This is a genomic window from Sulfobacillus sp. TH-112 (assembly GCF_057473405.1).
The window spans coordinates 1-18402 of the sequence record NZ_JBYCKN010000039.1; the positions used below are offsets into that span (position 1 = coordinate 1).

Sequence of the window (18402 nt, forward strand, 5' to 3'; positions counted from 1 at the left end):
GGTGCAAACGGTGGGACGGGCCGCGCGTAACGTTGCAGGGACGGTCATTATGTACGCAGATAAAATGACCGACTCAATGAGTCAGGCGATTTCGGAGACCAAACGACGGCGCGATATTCAAGAACGGTATAACCAGGAGCACCACATTATCCCTCGCAGTGTGACTAAGGATATTCGTGAGGTGATTACGGCGAGTAAGGCATCTGGAGATGGGGTACCGCAGGATAAGGCATTTAAGGATATGACGTCCCGCGAGCGGATTAAACTTGCGAACCAGTTGCGCCGCGAAATGAAAGAGGCGAGCCGTAACTGGGAGTTTGAACGGGCAGCCGCGATTCGAGATATGTTAATGGAAATTGAGGCGGAAAGACCATTGAAGAGTGTGGGGGGAGGTAAGCGACGTGGCTAGTGGGGTGATTCGTGTCAAAGGCGCGAGACAACATAATCTCAAGAATATTACCGTAGAAATTCCCCGCGATAATCTGGTGGTCATTACCGGCGTATCGGGATCGGGGAAGTCCTCCCTAGCCTTTGATACGATTTATGCGGAAGGCCAGCGGCGCTATGTAGAGTCGTTGTCCAGTTACGCGCGGCAATTTCTCGGACAGATGGACAAACCTGATGTGGACACGATCGAGGGGTTGTCGCCCGCGATTTCCATCGATCAAAAGACCACCAGTCATAATCCACGCAGCACGGTAGGGACCGTCACGGAGATATACGACTACTTGCGGGTGCTGTATGCGCGCGGTGGTCAGCCCCATTGTCCTAAATGTGGAGCCCGGATTGAGTCGCAAACTGTGCAACAAATTGTGGACCGGGTGCTACAGGATAATCTCGAGGGAACGCGTCTCGAAGTGCGGGCACCCATCGTCCGCGGGCGTAAAGGAACGCATGAAAAGGTCATCGACGAAATTCGTCGACTGGGATACACACGCGCTCGCATCGATCAGGCGCTCTACGAATTAGAGAATCCGCCCCAGCTCGTCAAGAATCAGAAACATTCGATTGCGGCCGTGATTGATCGCCTGATTGTGCGTGAGACAATGGAGGCCAGACTTGCCGAAGCGATTGAACATGCCTTCGAGGTGACCGATGGTCTAGTGGAAATCGGTCCTCCTGATGATGTCGGGACACTCTATGCCCGCGACTTAGCGTGTGCGCAGTGTGGCATTTCTCTGGAAGAACTTACCCCTCGGATGTTCTCGTTTAATGCTCCCTTTGGGGCGTGCCCCGATTGTACGGGTTTAGGCTTTAAACAAGAAATTGATCCGGACTTAGTCATCGATCCTAATCAAACGCTGCATGAAGGGGCGATATTTCCTTTATATCGGGGGACCAGTCGCTTCTATCCCGATTTGATCGCCGCTTTAGCCCAAGTGGCTCACATTCCCACGGACATTCCCTATAAAGAATTGTCTCAAGAGCAGCAAGAGATTTTATTAAAAGGGTACGCACACCCGATCCCCTTTGAATACGAAAGCATTTTTGGACAGTCTCGTCGCGAGAGTATTATGTGGCACGGAATTTTATCTCTCCTCGAACGACGTTATCGGGAGTCGACGTCGGATGTGCAAAAAGCGGAAATTGAGGCTTATATGACCGCGAGGCCGTGCCAGACCTGTCACGGGAAGCGGCTGAAGCCAGAAGTTCTGGCGGTGCGTGTCGGAGATTTATCGATTGCCGACCTTACCGAACTATCGATCGAACGCGCCCAAGACTATTTGAAGACGCTGGAACTGACTGGAAGGCAGGAGCGGATTGCCAAGCCTATTTTGAAAGAGGTCTTAGAGCGCTTGGGCTTTCTTAGTGACGTCGGATTAGGATATTTGACGCTCGCCCGTGGAGCAGGAACGTTATCCGGGGGAGAGGCGCAACGGATTCGACTCGCGACCCAGATTGGCTCATCCCTGATGGGGGTGCTGTACATTCTTGATGAGCCCTCCATTGGATTGCATCAGCGTGACAATGATCGACTGATTCGCACACTTAAGCGATTGCGTGATCTTGGGAACACGGTATTGGTTGTAGAACACGATGAAGACACCATGTTGGCTGCAGATTATCTGATCGATATTGGTCCGGGACCGGGCGTCTATGGAGGTTATGTGGTAGCCCATGGCACACCGCTCGAAGTCATGTCACAAAAAGATAGTCTGACCGGCCAATATCTTTCCGGCGTGAAGGAAATTCCTCTTCCCGCTCTGCGCCGTGTACCCAACGATCGTTGGCTCACGGTGCAGGAAGCACGCGAGCATAATTTAAAAAATTTGTCGGTGCGCATTCCTTTGGGGTTAATGGTTGCCGTAACCGGTGTGTCGGGGTCGGGAAAATCGACGCTCGTGAACGATATTATTCGCCGACGCTTGGAATTGGAGTTGAATGGTGCTCGGAGTCGCCGGGTGGGTCAGCATGGGGAAATGGGCGGATTGGATGAATTGGATAAAGTGATTGCCATTGACCAGAGCCCGATCGGACGAACGCCCCGGTCGAATCCTGCCACCTATACCGGAGCTTTTGATCTGGTACGAGAGGTGTTTTCTGAAACGACCGAAGCGAAAGTACGGGGATACCGTGCGGGTCGATTCTCGTTTAACGTACGTGGTGGTCGTTGTGAGGCCTGTCGAGGCGATGGAATTCTTCGCATTGAGATGCATTTTCTTCCAGATGTCTATGTTCCGTGCGAAGTATGTAAAGGACAGCGATACAATCGAGAGACATTGCAAGTGACCTATCGTGGTAAGAGTATTGCTGATGTGCTCGATATGACGGTGGACGAAGGGTTAGAATTTTTTCAACATCATAGTCGCTTGCAGCGTAAGCTAAAGACGTTGCATGACGTGGGCCTTGGCTATATCCATTTAGGTCAACCAGCGACGACGTTATCGGGAGGTGAAGCACAGCGGGTAAAGCTGGCTACCCAGTTGTCACGCCGATCAGAGGGTCGTACGTTGTACATTTTAGATGAGCCGACCACGGGATTACATGCCGAAGACATTCGGCACCTTTTGGGGGTATTGAGTCGATTAGTAAGTCAAGGAGATACCGTCTTAGTGATTGAGCATAACCTCGATGTGATTAAGACCGCTGACTGGATTATTGATTTAGGGCCGGAAGGCGGGGATCGAGGAGGTCAAATTATTGCCGAGGGGTCGCCGGAAGCGGTGATGCAGGTGTCCCAATCGTACACTGGGGAATACTTGCGTCTGCATGTCGAACGTCAGCAAAAACTGTCTGAGGCGCGGCTTTAGGACGGAGGTGAGTGCGCGTGGCGAATACGCCAGAGATTTCGCAGAAACTTGCCGGGTTGCCTAAAAGTCCGGGAGTCTACTTACTAAAAAATCGTGATGGTCAGGTGCTTTATGTGGGCAAAGCCCTCATATTGAAAAACCGCGTGCGTTCCTACTTCCAAGCGCCGGAGCGACTTGAGGGTAAAGTGCGGGCCATGATGCGCCACGTGGCGGATTTGGAGTATATTGTGACAAGCACGGAGGTGGAAGCTCTCATTCTTGAGGCCACCTTGATTAAACAAATGAATCCTCACTACAATATCCGCCTTAAAGATGATAAGGCTTATCCTTATCTGAAACTCACTTGGGAAGAGGATTTTCCTCGGCTCCTCATTGCCCGCAAGCCCGGACATGACGGTAGTCGATATTTCGGCCCCTATCCGCGGGCGCAAGCTGTCCGCGATACCATCCGCTTATTAAGAAAGATTTTTCCGATTCGTAATTGTACCAATCAAAAGTTCAAAAATGTGGGCCGCCCCTGTTTGGAGTATCATATTGGGCATTGTCAAGCTCCTTGCCAAGATCTCATCAGTCGAACGGTGTATCGCGACATGATGCGGCAGGTGGAACAATTTCTCGAAGGTAAGGCGGATGAGGTCGAACGCGAGTTGCTGGGACGATTAAATGTTGCGGCCGAAAATTTGGAGTTTGAAAAGGCGGCGCAAATTCGCAATCAAATTCAAGCGATTCGCGAGGTGTTAGAGCCGCAGAGGGTGGCAACCGGGACAGACCGGGAACTGGATGCCATCGCCTGGGCGGTCGATGGGGAAGAAGCCATGGTGCAGCTCTTCCGGGTGAGAAAAGGACGACTCACGGGGCGAGAAGCGCTGACGCTCGAAGGGGTGGAGGAGTCACGTGATGAGGCGATTGCGGGCGCCTTTCTTGAGCAATATTACAGCAATGCTCACGATATCCCCCCGGAAATCCTCCTCCTCGCGCTACCTGAAGATGCAGCGCATGTGATGGATTGGCTTCGGCGCCGCCGAGGTGCCAGTGTGCAGATTAAGGTGCCCCAACGAGGGGAAAAAGCTGAACTGCTGAAGATGGTCTTGAAGAATGCTGAAATGGCGCGCGATGAAGGACGACGCCGTCAAGAATTGCGCGAGCGGCATCGCGACGATGGCCTTCTCGGGCTACAGCATGCCTTGGGCCTAGAGGGGATACCGCACCGCATGGAATGTTACGACATCTCTAATACCCAAGGCACTGAATCGGTCGCTTCGATGGTGGTGTTTACGGATGGAAAGCCCGATAAGTCGCAGTATCGACGCTTTAAAATTCGGACGGTGGAGGGACCGAACGATTTTCAATCAATGTATGAGGTGATTTCCCGCCGATTTCGACACAACGATCTGGCCAATCAGAATCCGCAATTGACGCGATTTGCGATCCGTCCCGACATGGTCATTATTGACGGCGGGCGCGGTCAATTGGGCTATGCTGTGCGCGCCATGAAGGAGCTCGCAATCAGCGATATTCCGGTATTTGGACTCGCCAAGCAGCATGAATGGCTGTTTGAGCCGGAAAGTGCGAATCCGATTATTTTAGATCGTGATTCTGAGGCGCTCAAAATGTTGCAACATCTGCGAGATGAAGCACATCGATTTGCCATTACGTTTCACCGACAACTCAGAACCCGTCGCAACTTGCGCTCGCTGTTGGACGATGTTCCGGGGATTGGCCCTAAGCGCAAGCGAGCCTTATTGAGCGCCTACCCCGATCTGAATGCCATTTCTGAGGCTACCGTTGAAGAACTGGGTGGCATTCCCGGCATGTCGCGAGCAGCCGCGGAATCGGTGTTAGAGTATCTGCAATTGAACAAAAAGGGAGCATCCACATGAGGCGATTGATATTATGGTTGGTGACGGCACTCACACTATTTGTGTTGGCTCACCTGCACATGGGGATCGAAGTCGTCAATTTGACGACCGTGATTCTTGCGAGCTTGGTCTTGGGATTGGTCAATCTGATTATCCGACCTATCGTTCGGCTTTTTGCCTTGCCGCTCACCATATTGACGTTGGGCCTATTCGGATGGGTCATTAATGCCTTAATGTTGTGGTTGGTATCGGCGATTGTACCGGGATTTCATGTCAATGGTTTTCTTCCAGCATTGTGGGCCTCAATTATTCTAGGATTGGTATCGGGGGTGATTAATTGGCTACTACGTCGTCGATCGCGTTAATTGCGCTTGATTTGGATGGTACGACCCTTAAACGGGACGGTACCATTTCTCCACGCTTAAAGGAGGCCGTAAAAGCGGCACAGCAGAGAGGTATCCAAGTGATGTTGGCGACCGGACGTATGGTGCAGTCAGCCAGTCCGTTTTGGCGGGATTTGGGACTAAGACCGGGCACCTTGGTGGCCTATCAAGGGGCCGTGGTAGCTAAAATGCCTGAAGAAGAGATTTTGGCCAAGACGCTACTGCCTGAAGATGCAGCCCAGCATGCGGTAGCATGGGCTTTGCAGCACGCGATACTGACACAAGTCTATATCGATCGAGAATTGTGGGTATCAGCCGAGGATTCTCGTGTACGCCACTACGTCGACGCCCATCATATTCCGGCATGGGTACGATCCGGCGACGAACTCTTGGAATGGCCTGAGCCACCAATAAAAATTCTCTTGCAAGATGAGCCTACGCGATTAGACCAGTTAAGACCGGCCCTCGAAGCGCAATTGAAGGGATTTCCGGTGAGAATCTTCAAATCACAGCCCGACTTTCTCGAGATCGTGAGTGGCAATGTGGGCAAAGCGGACGGTCTAAGCAAAGCCGCCGATGCATTACATATCCCTCAAAGCCAAGTTATGGCCATTGGCGATGCCGAAAACGACATCGACATGATTCAATGGGCGGCGCTCGGCGTTGCGATGGGGCAGGCTCCCGCTGAGGTACGAGAGGCTGCCGACAGGGTCACCGATAGCGTCGACCAGGACGGGGCCGCCAAGGCGATAGAGCGATGGGTGCTAGAAGTATCGTCCGATGAGATGCATTCCCCAAGGGGTACGGCTGACTAAATAGAGGGTCAAAATGCTGACCGCAAAGATGAATAGAGCGGTGAATTTTCGCTCGGTAGAACGGTCGCGTCGCTCTCGCATACGGGCGACGCGACTTTCCGCAGCGAGTTCCTCTGCCATTGCGAGTTTTTGTTCCTTGGCCTGTCGCCGTGAGATTGGCAACGGGGAGGGAGATTCTGGTGTCGCCATACGTGTACTCCTTTTGAGACGAGAGTTCATGCAACTTATAACGATATTCGACACCTTTCGCGGGCTTCTGTCAATGCTAGAACATAGGAGTTGCGAGAAAAAGTATTACAATGAGAGTAACAGGATGAAAGAGGACGACATTTATGCCAGCACGATTCATTGTGATCACCGGGCTCTCTGGAGCTGGTCGAAGTGAGGCCATACGCGTTTTTGAGGATTTAGGCTACTTTTGCGTGGATAATTTGCCTCCATCGCTGGCTTCCAAGTTTGCGGAACTTGTCCATCGAAGCCCCGATATTCACGGCACAGCTCTCGGTATGGACATCCGCGGCGGCAGTTTCTTTAAGGAGTTGGAAGCGGTCTTGGACGAATTTGATGCGAGTCAAGTGGAGTATCAAATTCTCTTTTTGGAGGCGGATGAGGAAACGCTGATTCATCGTTATAAGTTGTCTCGTCGGCGCCATCCGCTAGAAGCTGATGCCCGGTTGGTTGAGGCACTGCGCCGCGAGCGGTCAGCGTTGTTGGATTTGCGAGGTCGAGCAGACCTGATCATTGACACCTCAGGACTCACCCCATTGCAATTGCGACAACGTCTTAACGATGCCTTTCGTTTAGTCGATACGGTGCCATTTCAGGTACGGTTGGTCTCATTCGGGTTTAAACACGGGTTGCCGAAAGATGCCGACTTGGTGTTTGATGTGCGTTTTCTTCCCAATCCACACTATGTGGATACCTTGCGGAACCTCACCGGAGAAGATACGGCGGTCAAAGACTATGTGATGGGATTTCCGGTGGCTCGAGAAACATTGAGTCGGCTCGAGGACTTTTTAGCGTATCTGGTGCCAAATTTCAAGTCCGAGGGGAAGCCGCTCATTACGGTGGCCGTGGGATGCACGGGCGGCCAGCATCGTTCGGTGGTGTTTGCCAATCGCGTCGCGGAATATTTAAAGACGTTAGGTGAGACGGTTTTTGTGGAACACCGTGATCTTGACCAGCATCATCTTGACCAGCATCATCTTGACCAGCATCATTCCGAGGAGATTTAGTATGTGGGGATTCTTTCTTCCGGGAATGAAAATGAAGAGGTATATGGTGCTAATGGCGGTGGGGTTTATCGCCCTGGGAGTCGCTTTTGGCCGTCTTTTGGCCCAGCCTCCCACGGTGATTACCTGGACCATAGTGGTAATCGTGGTAGGAATCGGTTTGGTGATTTCGGGGATTTGGGGGCTTTCCCGTGCCTTGGGTGATGTCATTGGGTCCGAAAAATGGGCTCCCCTCATCTATTCACGGAGGCAGTTAGCTCGCGGACCCAAAGTGGTGGCCCTTGGGGGCGGGACCGGTCTTCCAGTCGTTCTGAGAGGTGTGAAGCAATACACCGCGAACTTGACCGCGGTGGTCACAGTGGCAGATGACGGGGGAAGTTCGGGACGGTTGCGGGGGGATTTAGGCATGTTGCCCCCAGGAGACATTCGCAATTGTATGGTGGCACTCGCCGATACCGAACCCTTAATGGAGGATCTCTTTCAGCATCGATTTCAATCTGGAGAGCTCAAGGGGCACTCGTTTGGCAATCTGTTCTTGGCCGCGATGGAACAGGTGGCGGGCGATTTTGTGACCGCGCTTCGTGAGTCCAGCCGGGTCTTAGCCGTTCGGGGAACGGTTTTGCCGGCGACGTTGGATCGAGTTACGCTGTGGGCAGAGTTAGAGGACGGGCAAAAGATCTTGGGCGAGAGTAATATTGGTCGGAGTCCGGCGCCTATCAAGAAAATTGGCATGGACCCTGGTGATGCCACGCCGCTTGCGGAAGCGGTGACCGCGATTATGGACGCCGACATGGTAGTGCTCGGGCCCGGAAGCCTCTATACCTCAGTTATTCCCAACTTGCTGGTCAGGCCAATTCAGGAAGCTATCCGTTCCACACGGGCGGTTCGCGTGTTTGTGACCAATGTGATGACGCAGCCAGGGGAGACGACGCACTATACGGCTCAAGATCATTTGGCGGCGCTTGATCGTCAGGTGGGTCGCGGGCTGGTAGATGTGGTCTTGGTCAATAATCAAACGGTGGATGAGGACGTGCTAAACAGATATCTCGACGAGGGTGCCGAGGTGGTCAGTATTGGGGAGAGTCGTCTGGCCTGGCCGGAGGTTGTCCAAGAGCCGCTTCTGGCCATGGATGGATTGGTACGTCATGACCCCGATAAACTAGCGCGCGCGTTATTACGAATTATGCAGCGCCATCGCTCGAAGTGGGCGGAGGGGCATCTATTGGATGGATTAGTGCTGGAGGCGCGGCTGCGAGATCGGCAGGGTCGCCGATGACCTGGTCGTATACGCGGAAAGTGAAAGAGGAACTGGCCCAAGTCACCATTGGTTCCATCCCTTGTTGTTGGGCTGAACTGTGGGGAATGTCCGGCCAAGTCTCCGATCCCTACCAGGACACGGCCCCCTGGTTAAGATCGGGAGCTGCCTTTATTACCCGTCGCGGTTATCGCATCATGAAACCGTTAGGACTTTGCCCCACCATTCGGATGGGCCGCCATCAACACCGCATGGAGTTTAGTCTTTGGGGAGAGGATGTGCCGCCTCCAGATATTGAGCAAAGTGTTGTGGACTGTCCGCCATCTTTTCTGCGCGGCGCTTTCTTTGTCCGGGGATATCTTTCCGAAGTGGATCGCCCTCTGCATTGGGAAATTTCGACGACATCTCAGCAGGGCGGCGAATTCTTGATGCTAGCATTAGAGCTCATGGGGCTAAGAGCCCATATCACCGAACGCCGCGGAGTGCCTCTCGTCTATTTAAAAGATCGGGAACAGGTGGCGCATGTGTTAGCCAGTATGGGGGCGCATCGGTCGGTTCTAGCGATCGAGAGTCAAAGCGTGGTACGGTCCATGAAAAACCAAGTGAATCGGTTGGTGAACTCAGAAACAGCCAATATGAAGCGCACGGTAGAGTCGGCGCTCAAAGATGCAGAACGCTTAGAACAGTTGCGGCAATCAGGGGAATTTGGTGTCTTGCCGCCGGACCTTCGTCAGTTGGCTCACCTGCGCATTGCGCATCCGGATTGGACCTTTGAGGACTTAGGACAGCACTTAAGTCCACCGGTATCGAAGTCTGCAGTGAATCATCGCCTGAGAAAGTTGCGGCAATGGTTAGAAAATCCTCACCGAAATCGTTGATCAATTTCTCGATCAGCTTTGACCAGGAAAAAAAGATTGCTACAATAGGGAAAGGAACACAGGTAGAGGTACGGAATTATATGTGAATTGCGTCACGATTTAGCCGTGGAGGTTTGCTCCACGGTCGCAGTCATGATAGAAGCGGGGGATGGCTATGCTAACCCAATACGGCGCCCTGTTGTTATACATATTAGTAGCATTTGGGGTTGCCTATATGGTGGCATCAGGTTCTGCACATATGGGACCGAAGGCGCCGGGCGGTTTAAAGAAGATTACCTATGAGTCGGGCATCGTGCCGGACGCACCCGTAAAGTATTTCTCGGTGCGGTTTTATCGCGTTGCGATGTTTTTTATGATTTTTGACGTAGCAGTCATGTCGCTCTATCCGTGGGCTACTAGCCTCAAGGCGTTGCATCAAGCTGGGGTATTGCGCGTGTTTGCTTTTGTTCTCATCATTGGGATGGCTTTTCTGTATGTGTGGAAGAGGGGGGGATTTCAATGGGATTGAGCTCCACCCAAAAGGAAGCTGAACGGGGAATTTTGTTAACCACAGTCGACAAAATGAGTCGCTGGGCGCAAAAGTCGTCCGTTTGGCCAGCAACCTTTGGTTTGGCCTGTTGTGCAATTGAGATGATGAGCGTGACAAGTTCCCGTTATGACTTGGCTCGCTTTGGTTCAGAAGCCTTTCGTGCATCGCCCCGACAGGCCGATTTGATGATTGTCGCGGGACGGGTCAGTCAGAAAATGGCGCCGGTGTTGCGCACCATTTGGGAACAGATGCCGGAACCAAAATGGGTGATTTCGATGGGGGCGTGTGCCTCGTCGGGAGGCGTGTTCGATAACTATGCCATCATTCAAGGGGTTGACCACGTAGTGCCGGTCGACGTCTATGTCCCTGGGTGTCCGCCGACGCCGGAAGCGCTCATGTTTGGCATTTTAAAGCTGCGGGAAAAGATTCAAGTGGGCCTGCCTCCTAAGTATCTTGAACTGCAGGAGCGGGGTGGGATTTCATGAAGATCGTGGATGAAGAACTTTTCGACCGCCTCCAATCCCGCTTTCCAGATCTGCTACAGATTCTTCCTGCCGCTGATCAGCCAACCGTGGTCGTACCGAAAGAGAGTGTAATGGAATTTGCCACGCATCTAAAAAACCAGGAAGGCTATGTCATGTTTAACGACATTCTTGCTGTCGATTGGTTTCCAGCGCGGCCACGGTTCGAACTCGTGTATCAGGTGTATCATCCGGAAAAGTTTCAACGCTTTCGCTTTAAGTGTTTTGTGGCTGAAGGTGAGACAGCGCCGTCGATGGTTTCATTGTGGGATGGAGCCAATTGGCCCGAGCGTGAGGCGTATGACCTGTTTGGTGTTGTGTTCGAGAACCATCCTCATCTCACTCGCATTTACTTACCGGATGATTGGGAAGGACACCCGCTTCGTAAGGACTATCCCACCGGCGGGAATCGGGTCGATTAGGAGGGACAACATGGCGACCAATAACGACTTGGCAGAAGTATTTCAAACAGAGGATACCGATGAAACGATGGTCATTAATCTGGGACCGCAGCATCCGAGTACTCATGGAGTACTGCGTGTGAAACTGGTCCTCGATGGTGAGCGCATTGTTCACGCCGAACCGGTGATTGGTTATCTTCATACCGGGTTTGAAAAGACGGCTGAAACACTGACATATCAGCAGTGCAACACCATCACGGATCGGCTAGATTATTTAGCCCCGATGACCAATAATTTGGCTTATGTATTAACGGTTGAGAAGATGATGGATATTGAGGTACCCAAGCGGGCGCAATATATTCGTGTGGTATTTGCAGAATTAACGCGCCTGGCGAGCCACTTGGTCTGGTTGGGTACTCACGTGATGGACCTAGGGGCGATGAGTCTCTTCTTTTATTGCATGCGCGAGCGAGAAATTATTTTAGATCTGATTGAGGCGGCTTCTGGGGTACGGATGAATCCCAGCTATTTCCGGGTGGGCGGCTTGGCATACGACTTGCCAGAAGGTTTCCACGAAAAAGTGGACCAGTTTGTGAAAGATTGGCCCCGATGGATCAAGATGTACCGCAACTTGGTCGATGGGAATCCTCTGATTAATGAGCGACTTCGGGGCATCTCGCTATTGGATCGCGAGGCATGCTATCAATACGGGGTGACCGGCCCCAATATCCGTGCGACTGGGATTCCATTAGATTTACGCAAGATCGAACCCTATTCCAGCTACGAGGAATTTGATTTTGACGTGCCCACCCGTACGGAAGGGGACGCGTATGCTCGATTTTGGGTGCGGTTTGACGAGATGTACGAGTCGATTAAAATCATCGAGCAAGCGATGGCTAAAATTTCACCTCTGGGTGATTATGCTACCCGTGACCGCAAGGTGTCTCTTCCTCCGCGTACCGAGATTTATGGCAATATGGAAGCGCTTATCCATCAATTTAAATTGGTGACCGCAGGATTTCCCGTTCCGGAAGGGGAGTATTATCAGGCGGTTGAGGGCCCGCGCGGAGAGATGGGATTTTATATTGTCTCAGATGGAGGGCCGAAGCCCTATCGTTGGCGAGCCCGGACCCCTTCCTACTACAATCTCCAGACGATGCCTATTCTTGCCAAGGGCGGACTGGTCGCCGACGTGATTACTGCGATTGGAAGCATTGATATTATGCTGGGAGATGTCGATAAATGAAGGCTGAGTGGAAGGAATGGGCTCAGGAGGCGAAGACCGAGTTTCCCAAAGCCAATTCGGCGCTGTTGCCGCTGTTGCACCGAATTCAGCAGTCCGAAGGGTGGTTGGCTCCGGAAACGCTGAGCGACGTGGCGGGTCTTTTGGACCTGTCGGTGCAGTATGTCGAGTCCGTCGCCTCGTTTTATTCGCTATATTTTCAACAACCGGTCGGTAAGAAAGTGGTACATGTCTGCGTGGGATTATCGTGTATGTTAGCGGGATCGGATGATTTAATGCACCGTCTGGAGACAAAGTTGGGCGTGTCGCAAGGGCAGACCACGGCGGATGGACGTTACACTCTTCTCGAAGCGGAATGTTTGGCGGCGTGTGATCTGGCTCCGGTAGCGCAAGTGAACCTGCGCTTTCATGGTCCCGTTGACCTCGACCACCCAGAAGAGTTGCTCGAAAAAGAGGTGAAGTCATGAGTCAAACCTTTTACCTTTTGCGAAATCACGAAGTCCCGGATATTGATCAGTGGGACATCTACCAGGCTCACGGGGGTTATGAGGCTCTCCAAAAGACGCTTAAGGAATACCAACCCGATGAGGTACTCGATTTGGTGAAAAAATCGGGATTGCGTGGGCGAGGAGGCGCCGGATTTCCCACCGGTGTTAAATGGGGCTTTTTGCCGAAGGATGGTCGCCCCCGGTATCTAGTGGTGAATTCTGACGAAGCAGAGCCCGGCACGTTTAAAGATCGAGAACTGATTGAGCATAATCCGCATCAGTTAGTCGAAGGAATGATTATTTCGAGTTATGCCATCAATGCGCATGAGGCCTATATCTATTGTCGGGGCGAGTTTTTGCGCGGCTATGAACAGTTAACGCGGGCCGTCCAGGAGGCGTATCAACATGGTTTCTTGGGGGACAACATTCTAGAGAGCGGATATTCGTTGAATATTCATGTCTATCGTGGGGCCGGTGCTTATATTTGCGGCGAAGAGTCCGCGTTATTGGAATCCTTGGAGGGGCGTCGCGGTAATCCGCGCCTTAAACCCCCGTTTCCAGCTGTGGCCGGTCTTTATGCGATGCCGACCATCGTTAATAATGTGGAAACCATCGTCAATGTTCCTGCTCTTATGACCTATGGAGCGGAGTGGTATACCTCGATGGGCACAGAGAAGAGTCCGGGGCTAAAAATTATGTCGGTGAGTGGCAAGGTCAACCGTCCCGGCAACTATGAGATCCCTTTGGCGACAACGCTTCGTTCACTCATTGATGACTATGCCGGTGGGATGCAGGAGGGTCGTAGCGTCAAGTGTGTTATTCCGGGTGGCAGTTCTGTGCCCTTGCTGATGCCGGATAAGCTCGATACACCTCTCGATTATGAATCCATTCTGCAGGCAGGATCGATGCTCGGTTCCGGCGGCTGCATTGTCCTGGATGATACAGTTTGTATCGTGAAGGCTTCTGCACGATTAGTCCGGTTTTACCGGGAAGAATCATGTGGCAAGTGTACCCCCTGCCGGGAGGGGACCTATTGGATGACCGACGTGCTAGACCGCTTGGAGGCCGGCGTCGGCGATGAGAATGATTTATCTATCTTGTTGGACGTCGCGGACAATATTAATGGTAAGTGTTTCTGTCCCTTAGGAGATGCGTCTATTGGATTTATGGTAAGCGCGATTAATAATTTCCGTGAGGAATTCGAAGCCCATGTTCGCGAGAAGAGATGTCCATTGGGGGCGAAGGTCTATGATACGGTTAACCATTGATGACCAAGAGATTAGTGTTCCAGAAGGAACACTAATCGCGGATGCTGCTGCCAAATTGGGCATCGACGTGCCGGTCTACTGCTATCACGAAGCATTAGGACCCTTGGGTGCGTGTCGCATGTGTCTCGTGCAGGTCGAAAAGATGCCGAAACTGGCAACCGCCTGTACGACAGCAGTCGCAGAAGGTATGGTGGTGCATACCAGCAATACAGCAGTGGATAAGGGACGCAAAGGCGTTTTGGAATTTTTACTCATTAATCATCCCTTAGACTGTCCGGTTTGTGATAAAGGGGGCGAATGCTTCCTTCAAGACTATACGTTTCAATACGGTCCGCCAGCGGGACGATTTGAAGAACCCAAGATTCAAAAAGTGAAAGATGGTCCCATTAATGAATTTGTCTTGGTAGACCAAGAGCGCTGTGTCTTATGTCAACGGTGTGTGCGATATATGGGCGAATATGTCGGTGAACCGGAGCTGTTGCTCGATGGCCGAGGCGTCGAAACGGTGGTCGCGACGGTGGATGGATTACCGGCAAAGAGCCAATTTACCGGAAACGTGATCGATCTGTGTCCTGTCGGAGCACTCTTGGCAGTACCCTATCACCACAAGGCGCGTCCCTGGAACATTGAACGTCAGGAATCAGTGTGTACGCTGTGCCCGGTGGGATGCACCACCTTGGCTACTGGCCGCGATGGACACATTGTGCGTGTTGAGGGCCGTCCCGTTCCCGAGAGGAATTGGGGCTGGCTGTGCGATCGAGGACGCTTTGGATTTGATTTTGCTATCCATCCCGATCGCGTCACCACGTCGTATCTTGACGGACGTGAAGAGGCGGCCGCAAAGACGACGCGTCAAGTCGGGGTCTGGATGAAAGAGATTGTCGATGCCGGTGGTGCTGATCGCATTGCCTTTGTCATGGGGGGCTTGCATTCCACTGAAGACGCCTATCAACTGCAAAAGTTTGCTCGGGAAGTAGTCGGCACCTCGCGCATTGCCGCGAGCCACGACGTGCCAGGATATCTGCCGCGTGAACTCAACGGGACGTTTGATGACATCGCTGAAGCCAATACCGTGTTACTTATTGGTAGCGATCCCTATGATGCTGTACCCGTGGTGCATTTGAAGCTGCGAGATCGGGTGCGGGCGAATCCCGCCGTCGAGGTGTTCTCGGTGGCCCCCCGCAATCTATCGCGTGATACGCTGAAGGTACAATCGCTCGTGACCCACGTTGGGGAAGAGGCAGTGCTCATCGCGCAGGCACTTAACGCCGCGCAACCGGATCACCCGGCAGTCAAGACACTTTTGGAGCAACATCCGTCACTTTGTGAAGAGATGGACCAAGAACGGTTACTGCAATTCGGACAGTCTCTTCTAAAGAGCGAGCACTTAACGATTCTCTGGGATGGACTCGAGGAGCAAGTGGAATCGGTGCTCATGGCGTTAAAGGCGATTCGAGGAGATAATGCTACCGCAGTTTTGCCGACCTGGGGGCCGAGTAATTGGCGTGGATTCGAACGCGCCGGCATTCCCTCGCGCATGGACGACCTACGCGCGATTTTAGAAGATGCGCGCGATGGAAAAATTGACATGTTAGTGCTCTGGGGCGCGGATCTGATGCGCGATAATCCTGACCCCGAATTGGTCCGGGCGGCGTTTGATCGGGTGCCGCATTTGGTCGCTGAAGGGCTGATGCGACCGGTCATGGCGGAGAAAATGCATGCCATCTTGCCAGCGGCAGCACCAGGAGAGGTGTATGGAACCTATGTCAACATGGAAGCCCGTCTACAGGTCGCCATGCCTTCGGTTCAACCCCCTGGGCAAGCACGGCCCACCAAGACCTATGTGACCACTTGGGCACATGCACTAAAGAAGCCCTTTGAAGTTCTCGAAGAGTGGGATCCGTACGATGATAACGGATCGGACTTACTACCCCAGGACAACATCGCCTTGGCGATACAGCCGATTTCTCACTCGGCTCGCAGTACTCCACGGGATATAGAACTAGTCACAGGGCACCTTGTGATTGAAAACGGCTTGCCCTCCGATATATTGAAACCGCGCATCCCTGACTATCCCGGTCGCATTAGTGTGGAGGACGCTAAGGAGATGGGAATTTCACAGGTAGGCATGGTCAAGGTGAGGAAAGGGGAGAGGGAATTTGCGGTGCCTGTCACCGTCGATCCCCAGATGACGCACCGGCGGATATTTGTACCGCTTTCCATGAGCGAGTATCCAGTGAATGCGATCGGTACGGGTGCGGTTGAGATCTCTCCGGTTGAGGAGGTTCACACCGTATGATTGTTCTACAAGTCGTGTTGTTAGTGGTGAAGATTATCTTATTAATTGCCATCTTAATGGGAGGATTTGCCTATACGATGCTGACTGAGCGGCGTCTTTTAGGATTCTTCCAATTGCGTCTTGGACCCAACCGTGTAGGACCGGGGGGCATGCTTCAGCCTATCGCTGATGGATTGAAGATGTTGCTGAAGGAGGATCTGATGCCGAACGGGGCCGATCCGTTTGTCTATCGGCTCGCCCCAGTCATCTCGCTCTTCACGGCTCTCTGCGTGGATGCGGTCATCCCGTTTGGCGCACCGATTCATCTTTTCGGAGTCAATATCAACTTGGATATTGCCAATCCTTCGATTGGTCTCCTCATTGCCTTTGCCTTCAGCTCGCTTGGGGTGTACGGCTTGGTACTCGGAGGCTGGGCATCGCAGAACAAGTATTCGCTTCTCGGTGGAATTCGCGCCTCGGCGCAGATTATTTCCTACGAATTAGCGATGGGGCTGGCCGTTATGGGAGTACTCATGATGACTGGGACAGCAAGCCTCGAAGGCATTGTGCTCTATCAAAAGGCACATGGTTGGTTATGGTTGCCGCAAATTGTAGGCTTCATCATTTACTTCATTACGGCCATTGCGGAAACCAACCGCACACCGTTCGACCTTCCTGAAGCGGAGTCTGAGCTTGTCGCGGGATACCATACTGAATACTCAGGGATGCGCTTCGCGAGTTATTACATTGCCGAGTATATCAACATGATTACGGTGAGTGGGATTGCCGTGACACTCTTCTTTGGGGGATGGCTGGGACCGGTGCTGCCGCCGATTATTTGGTTTTTTATCAAGGTGGCGATTTTCCTGTTTGTCTTTATCTGGGTTCGGGCGACCTTGCCACGGTTTCGGTATGACCGCTTGATGAACTTTGGATGGAAGATTCTCTTGCCAGTTGCCGTGTTGTACTTCCTAGGCACTGCGGCATTTGTGACGGGTTTGATTTAAGAGGCCAGTAAAAGAACGCGTGGGAGAGGGGAAGTCGGGAACAGACTCCCATCGCCCTACGGGCGAGTAAGGCTAGAGCAAGGAGGGGTTTTCTATGTTAGATGGCATACGAGCCATTGCTAAGGGAATGGGTACCACGTTTAAGGCTCTAGGAGAACCAAGAGACACCTATCCTTATCCGGAAAAGCGTCGCGAGTATTCTCCTCGCTTTCGCGGCAAGCACATGCTGGCCAAGGATGTGGATGGTCATGAGCTCTGTGTTGGTTGCGGTCTATGTGAAGCGGTCTGTCCGGCACACGCCATTCGGGTGGTTGCTGCCGAAGCTCCGTCCGGGGCTCCGGTATCGTGGACCAGTCGCTATTCGGTCGATTATGAAGTGGATCTCATCCGTTGCATTTTCTGCGGCATGTGCGAGGAGGCGTGCCCAACCAACGCCGTGCGCCTCACGCCATTTAACGAACTGGCCGCATATGACCGCGAGACAATGATTGCGGATAAAGAGGAACTCCTGCGTCCTGCAATAAGGAAATGAGGTGACCCAACGGTCATGGTTGGATTTATCATATTGGCGATTGTCACGTTGATAGGGGCTATGGGTGTAATCCTCGCCCGACAGCCGGTGCATAGCGCGTTATTTCTCATCATCAATATTTTGTCGTTAGCGGTGTTCTACATTGTGCTTTCCGCTGAGTTTTTGGCTGCTGCGCAAGTGATTGTGTATGCCGGAGCCATTATGGTGCTGTTCCTCTTCGTAGTGACCTTGCTGACTGCCGGGAAGGACGATCGGGAAACGAAAGAACATCTCGTCGGGCAACGCCTTACAGCCGGCATTCTTGCGGTGCTCATGGGTGGTGGACTCGCGGTGGTGGCAGTAATGTATCCCAGCCATGGGATCTCGTTGGGATTACCCCACAACTTTGGTAATCTCCGTGGCATGGGCATCATCCTGTGGGGACCAGACTTTATCTATCTGGCGGCAGTCGCTTTAATGTTA

At 52.6% G+C, this 18402-nt stretch carries 19 protein-coding genes; 18 read left to right on the top strand and 1 reads right to left on the bottom strand.

Features of this window, described 5'->3' with window-relative positions; translation table 11 throughout:
* The 5 genes from ACOJWD_RS02525 to ACOJWD_RS02545 all read left to right on the top strand — a co-directional run.
* Nucleotides 1-409 (top strand): UvrB/UvrC motif-containing protein (locus ACOJWD_RS02525; protein WP_486991648.1); only part of this gene is annotated, 409 nt, incomplete at its 5' end.
* A complete protein-coding gene (gene uvrA, locus ACOJWD_RS02530; protein WP_486991649.1) occupies nt 402-3251 on the top strand; it encodes an excinuclease ABC subunit UvrA in 2850 nt (949 codons plus the stop codon). The genes ACOJWD_RS02525 and uvrA, both read left to right, overlap by 8 nt.
* 17 nt (nt 3252-3268) lie before the next feature.
* On the top strand, nt 3269-5131 hold the full coding sequence (uvrC, locus tag ACOJWD_RS02535; protein ID WP_486991650.1) for an excinuclease ABC subunit UvrC: 1863 nt from the start codon (nt 3269-3271) through the stop codon (nt 5129-5131).
* Complete coding sequence (locus ACOJWD_RS02540; RefSeq protein ID WP_486991651.1) at nt 5128-5475, top strand: phage holin family protein; 348 nt, start codon at nt 5128-5130, stop codon at nt 5473-5475. The genes uvrC and ACOJWD_RS02540 overlap by 4 nt, the downstream gene beginning before the upstream one ends.
* The gene (locus tag ACOJWD_RS02545) at nt 5448-6308 is read left to right on the top strand and encodes a Cof-type HAD-IIB family hydrolase (protein ID WP_486991652.1); all 861 of its coding nucleotides are present in this window, start codon (nt 5448-5450) and stop codon (nt 6306-6308) included. The genes ACOJWD_RS02540 and ACOJWD_RS02545 overlap by 28 nt, the downstream gene beginning before the upstream one ends.
* Here the strand turns inward: ACOJWD_RS02545 and ACOJWD_RS02550 are convergent.
* Entirely contained in the window at nt 6258-6497 is a 240-nt protein-coding gene (locus tag ACOJWD_RS02550) for a hypothetical protein (protein WP_486991653.1), read from the bottom strand. The genes ACOJWD_RS02545 and ACOJWD_RS02550 overlap by 51 nt on opposite strands.
* A gap of 143 nt (nt 6498-6640) precedes the next feature.
* Here ACOJWD_RS02550 and rapZ point away from each other — a divergent pair, with 143 nt between their 5' ends.
* The 13 genes from rapZ to ACOJWD_RS02615 form a co-directional block, all read left to right on the top strand.
* Complete coding sequence (gene rapZ, locus ACOJWD_RS02555) at nt 6641-7543, top strand: RNase adapter RapZ (RefSeq protein WP_486991654.1); 903 nt, start codon at nt 6641-6643, stop codon at nt 7541-7543.
* Nucleotide 7544: 1 nt separating this feature from the next.
* Nucleotides 7545-8816 (top strand): gluconeogenesis factor YvcK family protein, encoded by a 1272-nt coding sequence (locus ACOJWD_RS02560; RefSeq protein WP_486991655.1) that lies wholly within the window; start codon nt 7545-7547, stop codon nt 8814-8816.
* A complete protein-coding gene (gene whiA / locus ACOJWD_RS02565) occupies nt 8813-9673 on the top strand; it encodes a DNA-binding protein WhiA (protein ID WP_486991656.1) in 861 nt (286 codons plus the stop codon). Before ACOJWD_RS02560 ends, whiA begins: the two co-directional genes overlap by 4 nt.
* 154 nt (nt 9674-9827) lie before the next feature.
* Nucleotides 9828-10181, top strand: coding sequence for an NADH-quinone oxidoreductase subunit A (locus ACOJWD_RS02570; protein WP_486991657.1), 354 nt, complete (start codon nt 9828-9830; stop codon nt 10179-10181).
* The gene (locus tag ACOJWD_RS02575) at nt 10172-10687 is read left to right on the top strand and encodes an NADH-quinone oxidoreductase subunit B (RefSeq protein WP_486991658.1); all 516 of its coding nucleotides are present in this window, start codon (nt 10172-10174) and stop codon (nt 10685-10687) included. The genes ACOJWD_RS02570 and ACOJWD_RS02575 overlap by 10 nt, the downstream gene beginning before the upstream one ends.
* Nucleotides 10684-11145, top strand: coding sequence for an NADH-quinone oxidoreductase subunit C (locus tag ACOJWD_RS02580; protein ID WP_486991659.1), 462 nt, complete (start codon nt 10684-10686; stop codon nt 11143-11145). Before ACOJWD_RS02575 ends, ACOJWD_RS02580 begins: the two co-directional genes overlap by 4 nt.
* Nucleotides 11146-11155: 10 nt before the next feature.
* Nucleotides 11156-12370, top strand: coding sequence for an NADH dehydrogenase (quinone) subunit D (gene nuoD / locus ACOJWD_RS02585; RefSeq protein WP_486991660.1), 1215 nt, complete (start codon nt 11156-11158; stop codon nt 12368-12370).
* Nucleotides 12367-12834, top strand: a complete 468-nt coding sequence (gene nuoE, locus ACOJWD_RS02590; protein WP_486991661.1) for an NADH-quinone oxidoreductase subunit NuoE — start codon at nt 12367-12369, stop codon at nt 12832-12834. The genes nuoD and nuoE overlap by 4 nt, the downstream gene beginning before the upstream one ends.
* On the top strand, nt 12831-14123 hold the full coding sequence (gene nuoF, locus ACOJWD_RS02595) for an NADH-quinone oxidoreductase subunit NuoF (protein ID WP_486991662.1): 1293 nt from the start codon (nt 12831-12833) through the stop codon (nt 14121-14123). Before nuoE ends, nuoF begins: the two co-directional genes overlap by 4 nt.
* A complete protein-coding gene (locus ACOJWD_RS02600) occupies nt 14104-16422 on the top strand; it encodes a 2Fe-2S iron-sulfur cluster-binding protein (RefSeq protein WP_486991663.1) in 2319 nt (772 codons plus the stop codon). Before nuoF ends, ACOJWD_RS02600 begins: the two co-directional genes overlap by 20 nt.
* Nucleotides 16419-17408: an NADH-quinone oxidoreductase subunit NuoH gene (gene nuoH, locus ACOJWD_RS02605; RefSeq protein WP_486991664.1), complete on the top strand. Its 990-nt coding sequence runs from the start codon at nt 16419-16421 to the stop codon at nt 17406-17408. The genes ACOJWD_RS02600 and nuoH overlap by 4 nt, the downstream gene beginning before the upstream one ends.
* A gap of 94 nt (nt 17409-17502) precedes the next feature.
* Nucleotides 17503-17940 carry a NuoI/complex I 23 kDa subunit family protein gene (locus ACOJWD_RS02610; RefSeq protein ID WP_486991665.1) on the top strand — a complete coding sequence of 146 codons (438 nt, stop codon included), beginning with the start codon at nt 17503-17505 and terminating at the stop codon, nt 17938-17940.
* A 15-nt stretch (nt 17941-17955) separates the two neighbouring features.
* Nucleotides 17956-18402: NADH-quinone oxidoreductase subunit J (locus ACOJWD_RS02615; RefSeq protein WP_486991666.1), on the top strand; the 447-nt coding region annotated here is incomplete at its 3' end.

What these genes read in the sequence shown, in the direction of transcription:
- ACOJWD_RS02540 (WP_486991651.1), top strand. Translation starts at nt 5,128, where the DNA reads ATGAGGCGATTGATATTATGGTTGGTGACGGCACTCACACTATTTGTG.
- ACOJWD_RS02550 (WP_486991653.1), bottom strand. Translation starts at nt 6,497, where the DNA reads ATGGCGACACCAGAATCTCCCTCCCCGTTGCCAATCTCACGGCGACAG.
- rapZ (WP_486991654.1), top strand. Translation starts at nt 6,641, where the DNA reads ATGCCAGCACGATTCATTGTGATCACCGGGCTCTCTGGAGCTGGTCGA.
- ACOJWD_RS02560 (WP_486991655.1), top strand. Translation starts at nt 7,545, where the DNA reads ATGTGGGGATTCTTTCTTCCGGGAATGAAAATGAAGAGGTATATGGTG.
- whiA (WP_486991656.1), top strand. Translation starts at nt 8,813, where the DNA reads ATGACCTGGTCGTATACGCGGAAAGTGAAAGAGGAACTGGCCCAAGTC.
- ACOJWD_RS02570 (WP_486991657.1), top strand. Translation starts at nt 9,828, where the DNA reads ATGCTAACCCAATACGGCGCCCTGTTGTTATACATATTAGTAGCATTT.
- ACOJWD_RS02575 (WP_486991658.1), top strand. Translation starts at nt 10,172, where the DNA reads ATGGGATTGAGCTCCACCCAAAAGGAAGCTGAACGGGGAATTTTGTTA.
- ACOJWD_RS02580 (WP_486991659.1), top strand. Translation starts at nt 10,684, where the DNA reads ATGAAGATCGTGGATGAAGAACTTTTCGACCGCCTCCAATCCCGCTTT.
- nuoD (WP_486991660.1), top strand. Translation starts at nt 11,156, where the DNA reads ATGGCGACCAATAACGACTTGGCAGAAGTATTTCAAACAGAGGATACC.
- nuoE (WP_486991661.1), top strand. Translation starts at nt 12,367, where the DNA reads ATGAAGGCTGAGTGGAAGGAATGGGCTCAGGAGGCGAAGACCGAGTTT.
- nuoF (WP_486991662.1), top strand. Translation starts at nt 12,831, where the DNA reads ATGAGTCAAACCTTTTACCTTTTGCGAAATCACGAAGTCCCGGATATT.
- ACOJWD_RS02600 (WP_486991663.1), top strand. Translation starts at nt 14,104, where the DNA reads ATGATACGGTTAACCATTGATGACCAAGAGATTAGTGTTCCAGAAGGA.
- nuoH (WP_486991664.1), top strand. Translation starts at nt 16,419, where the DNA reads ATGATTGTTCTACAAGTCGTGTTGTTAGTGGTGAAGATTATCTTATTA.
- ACOJWD_RS02610 (WP_486991665.1), top strand. Translation starts at nt 17,503, where the DNA reads ATGTTAGATGGCATACGAGCCATTGCTAAGGGAATGGGTACCACGTTT.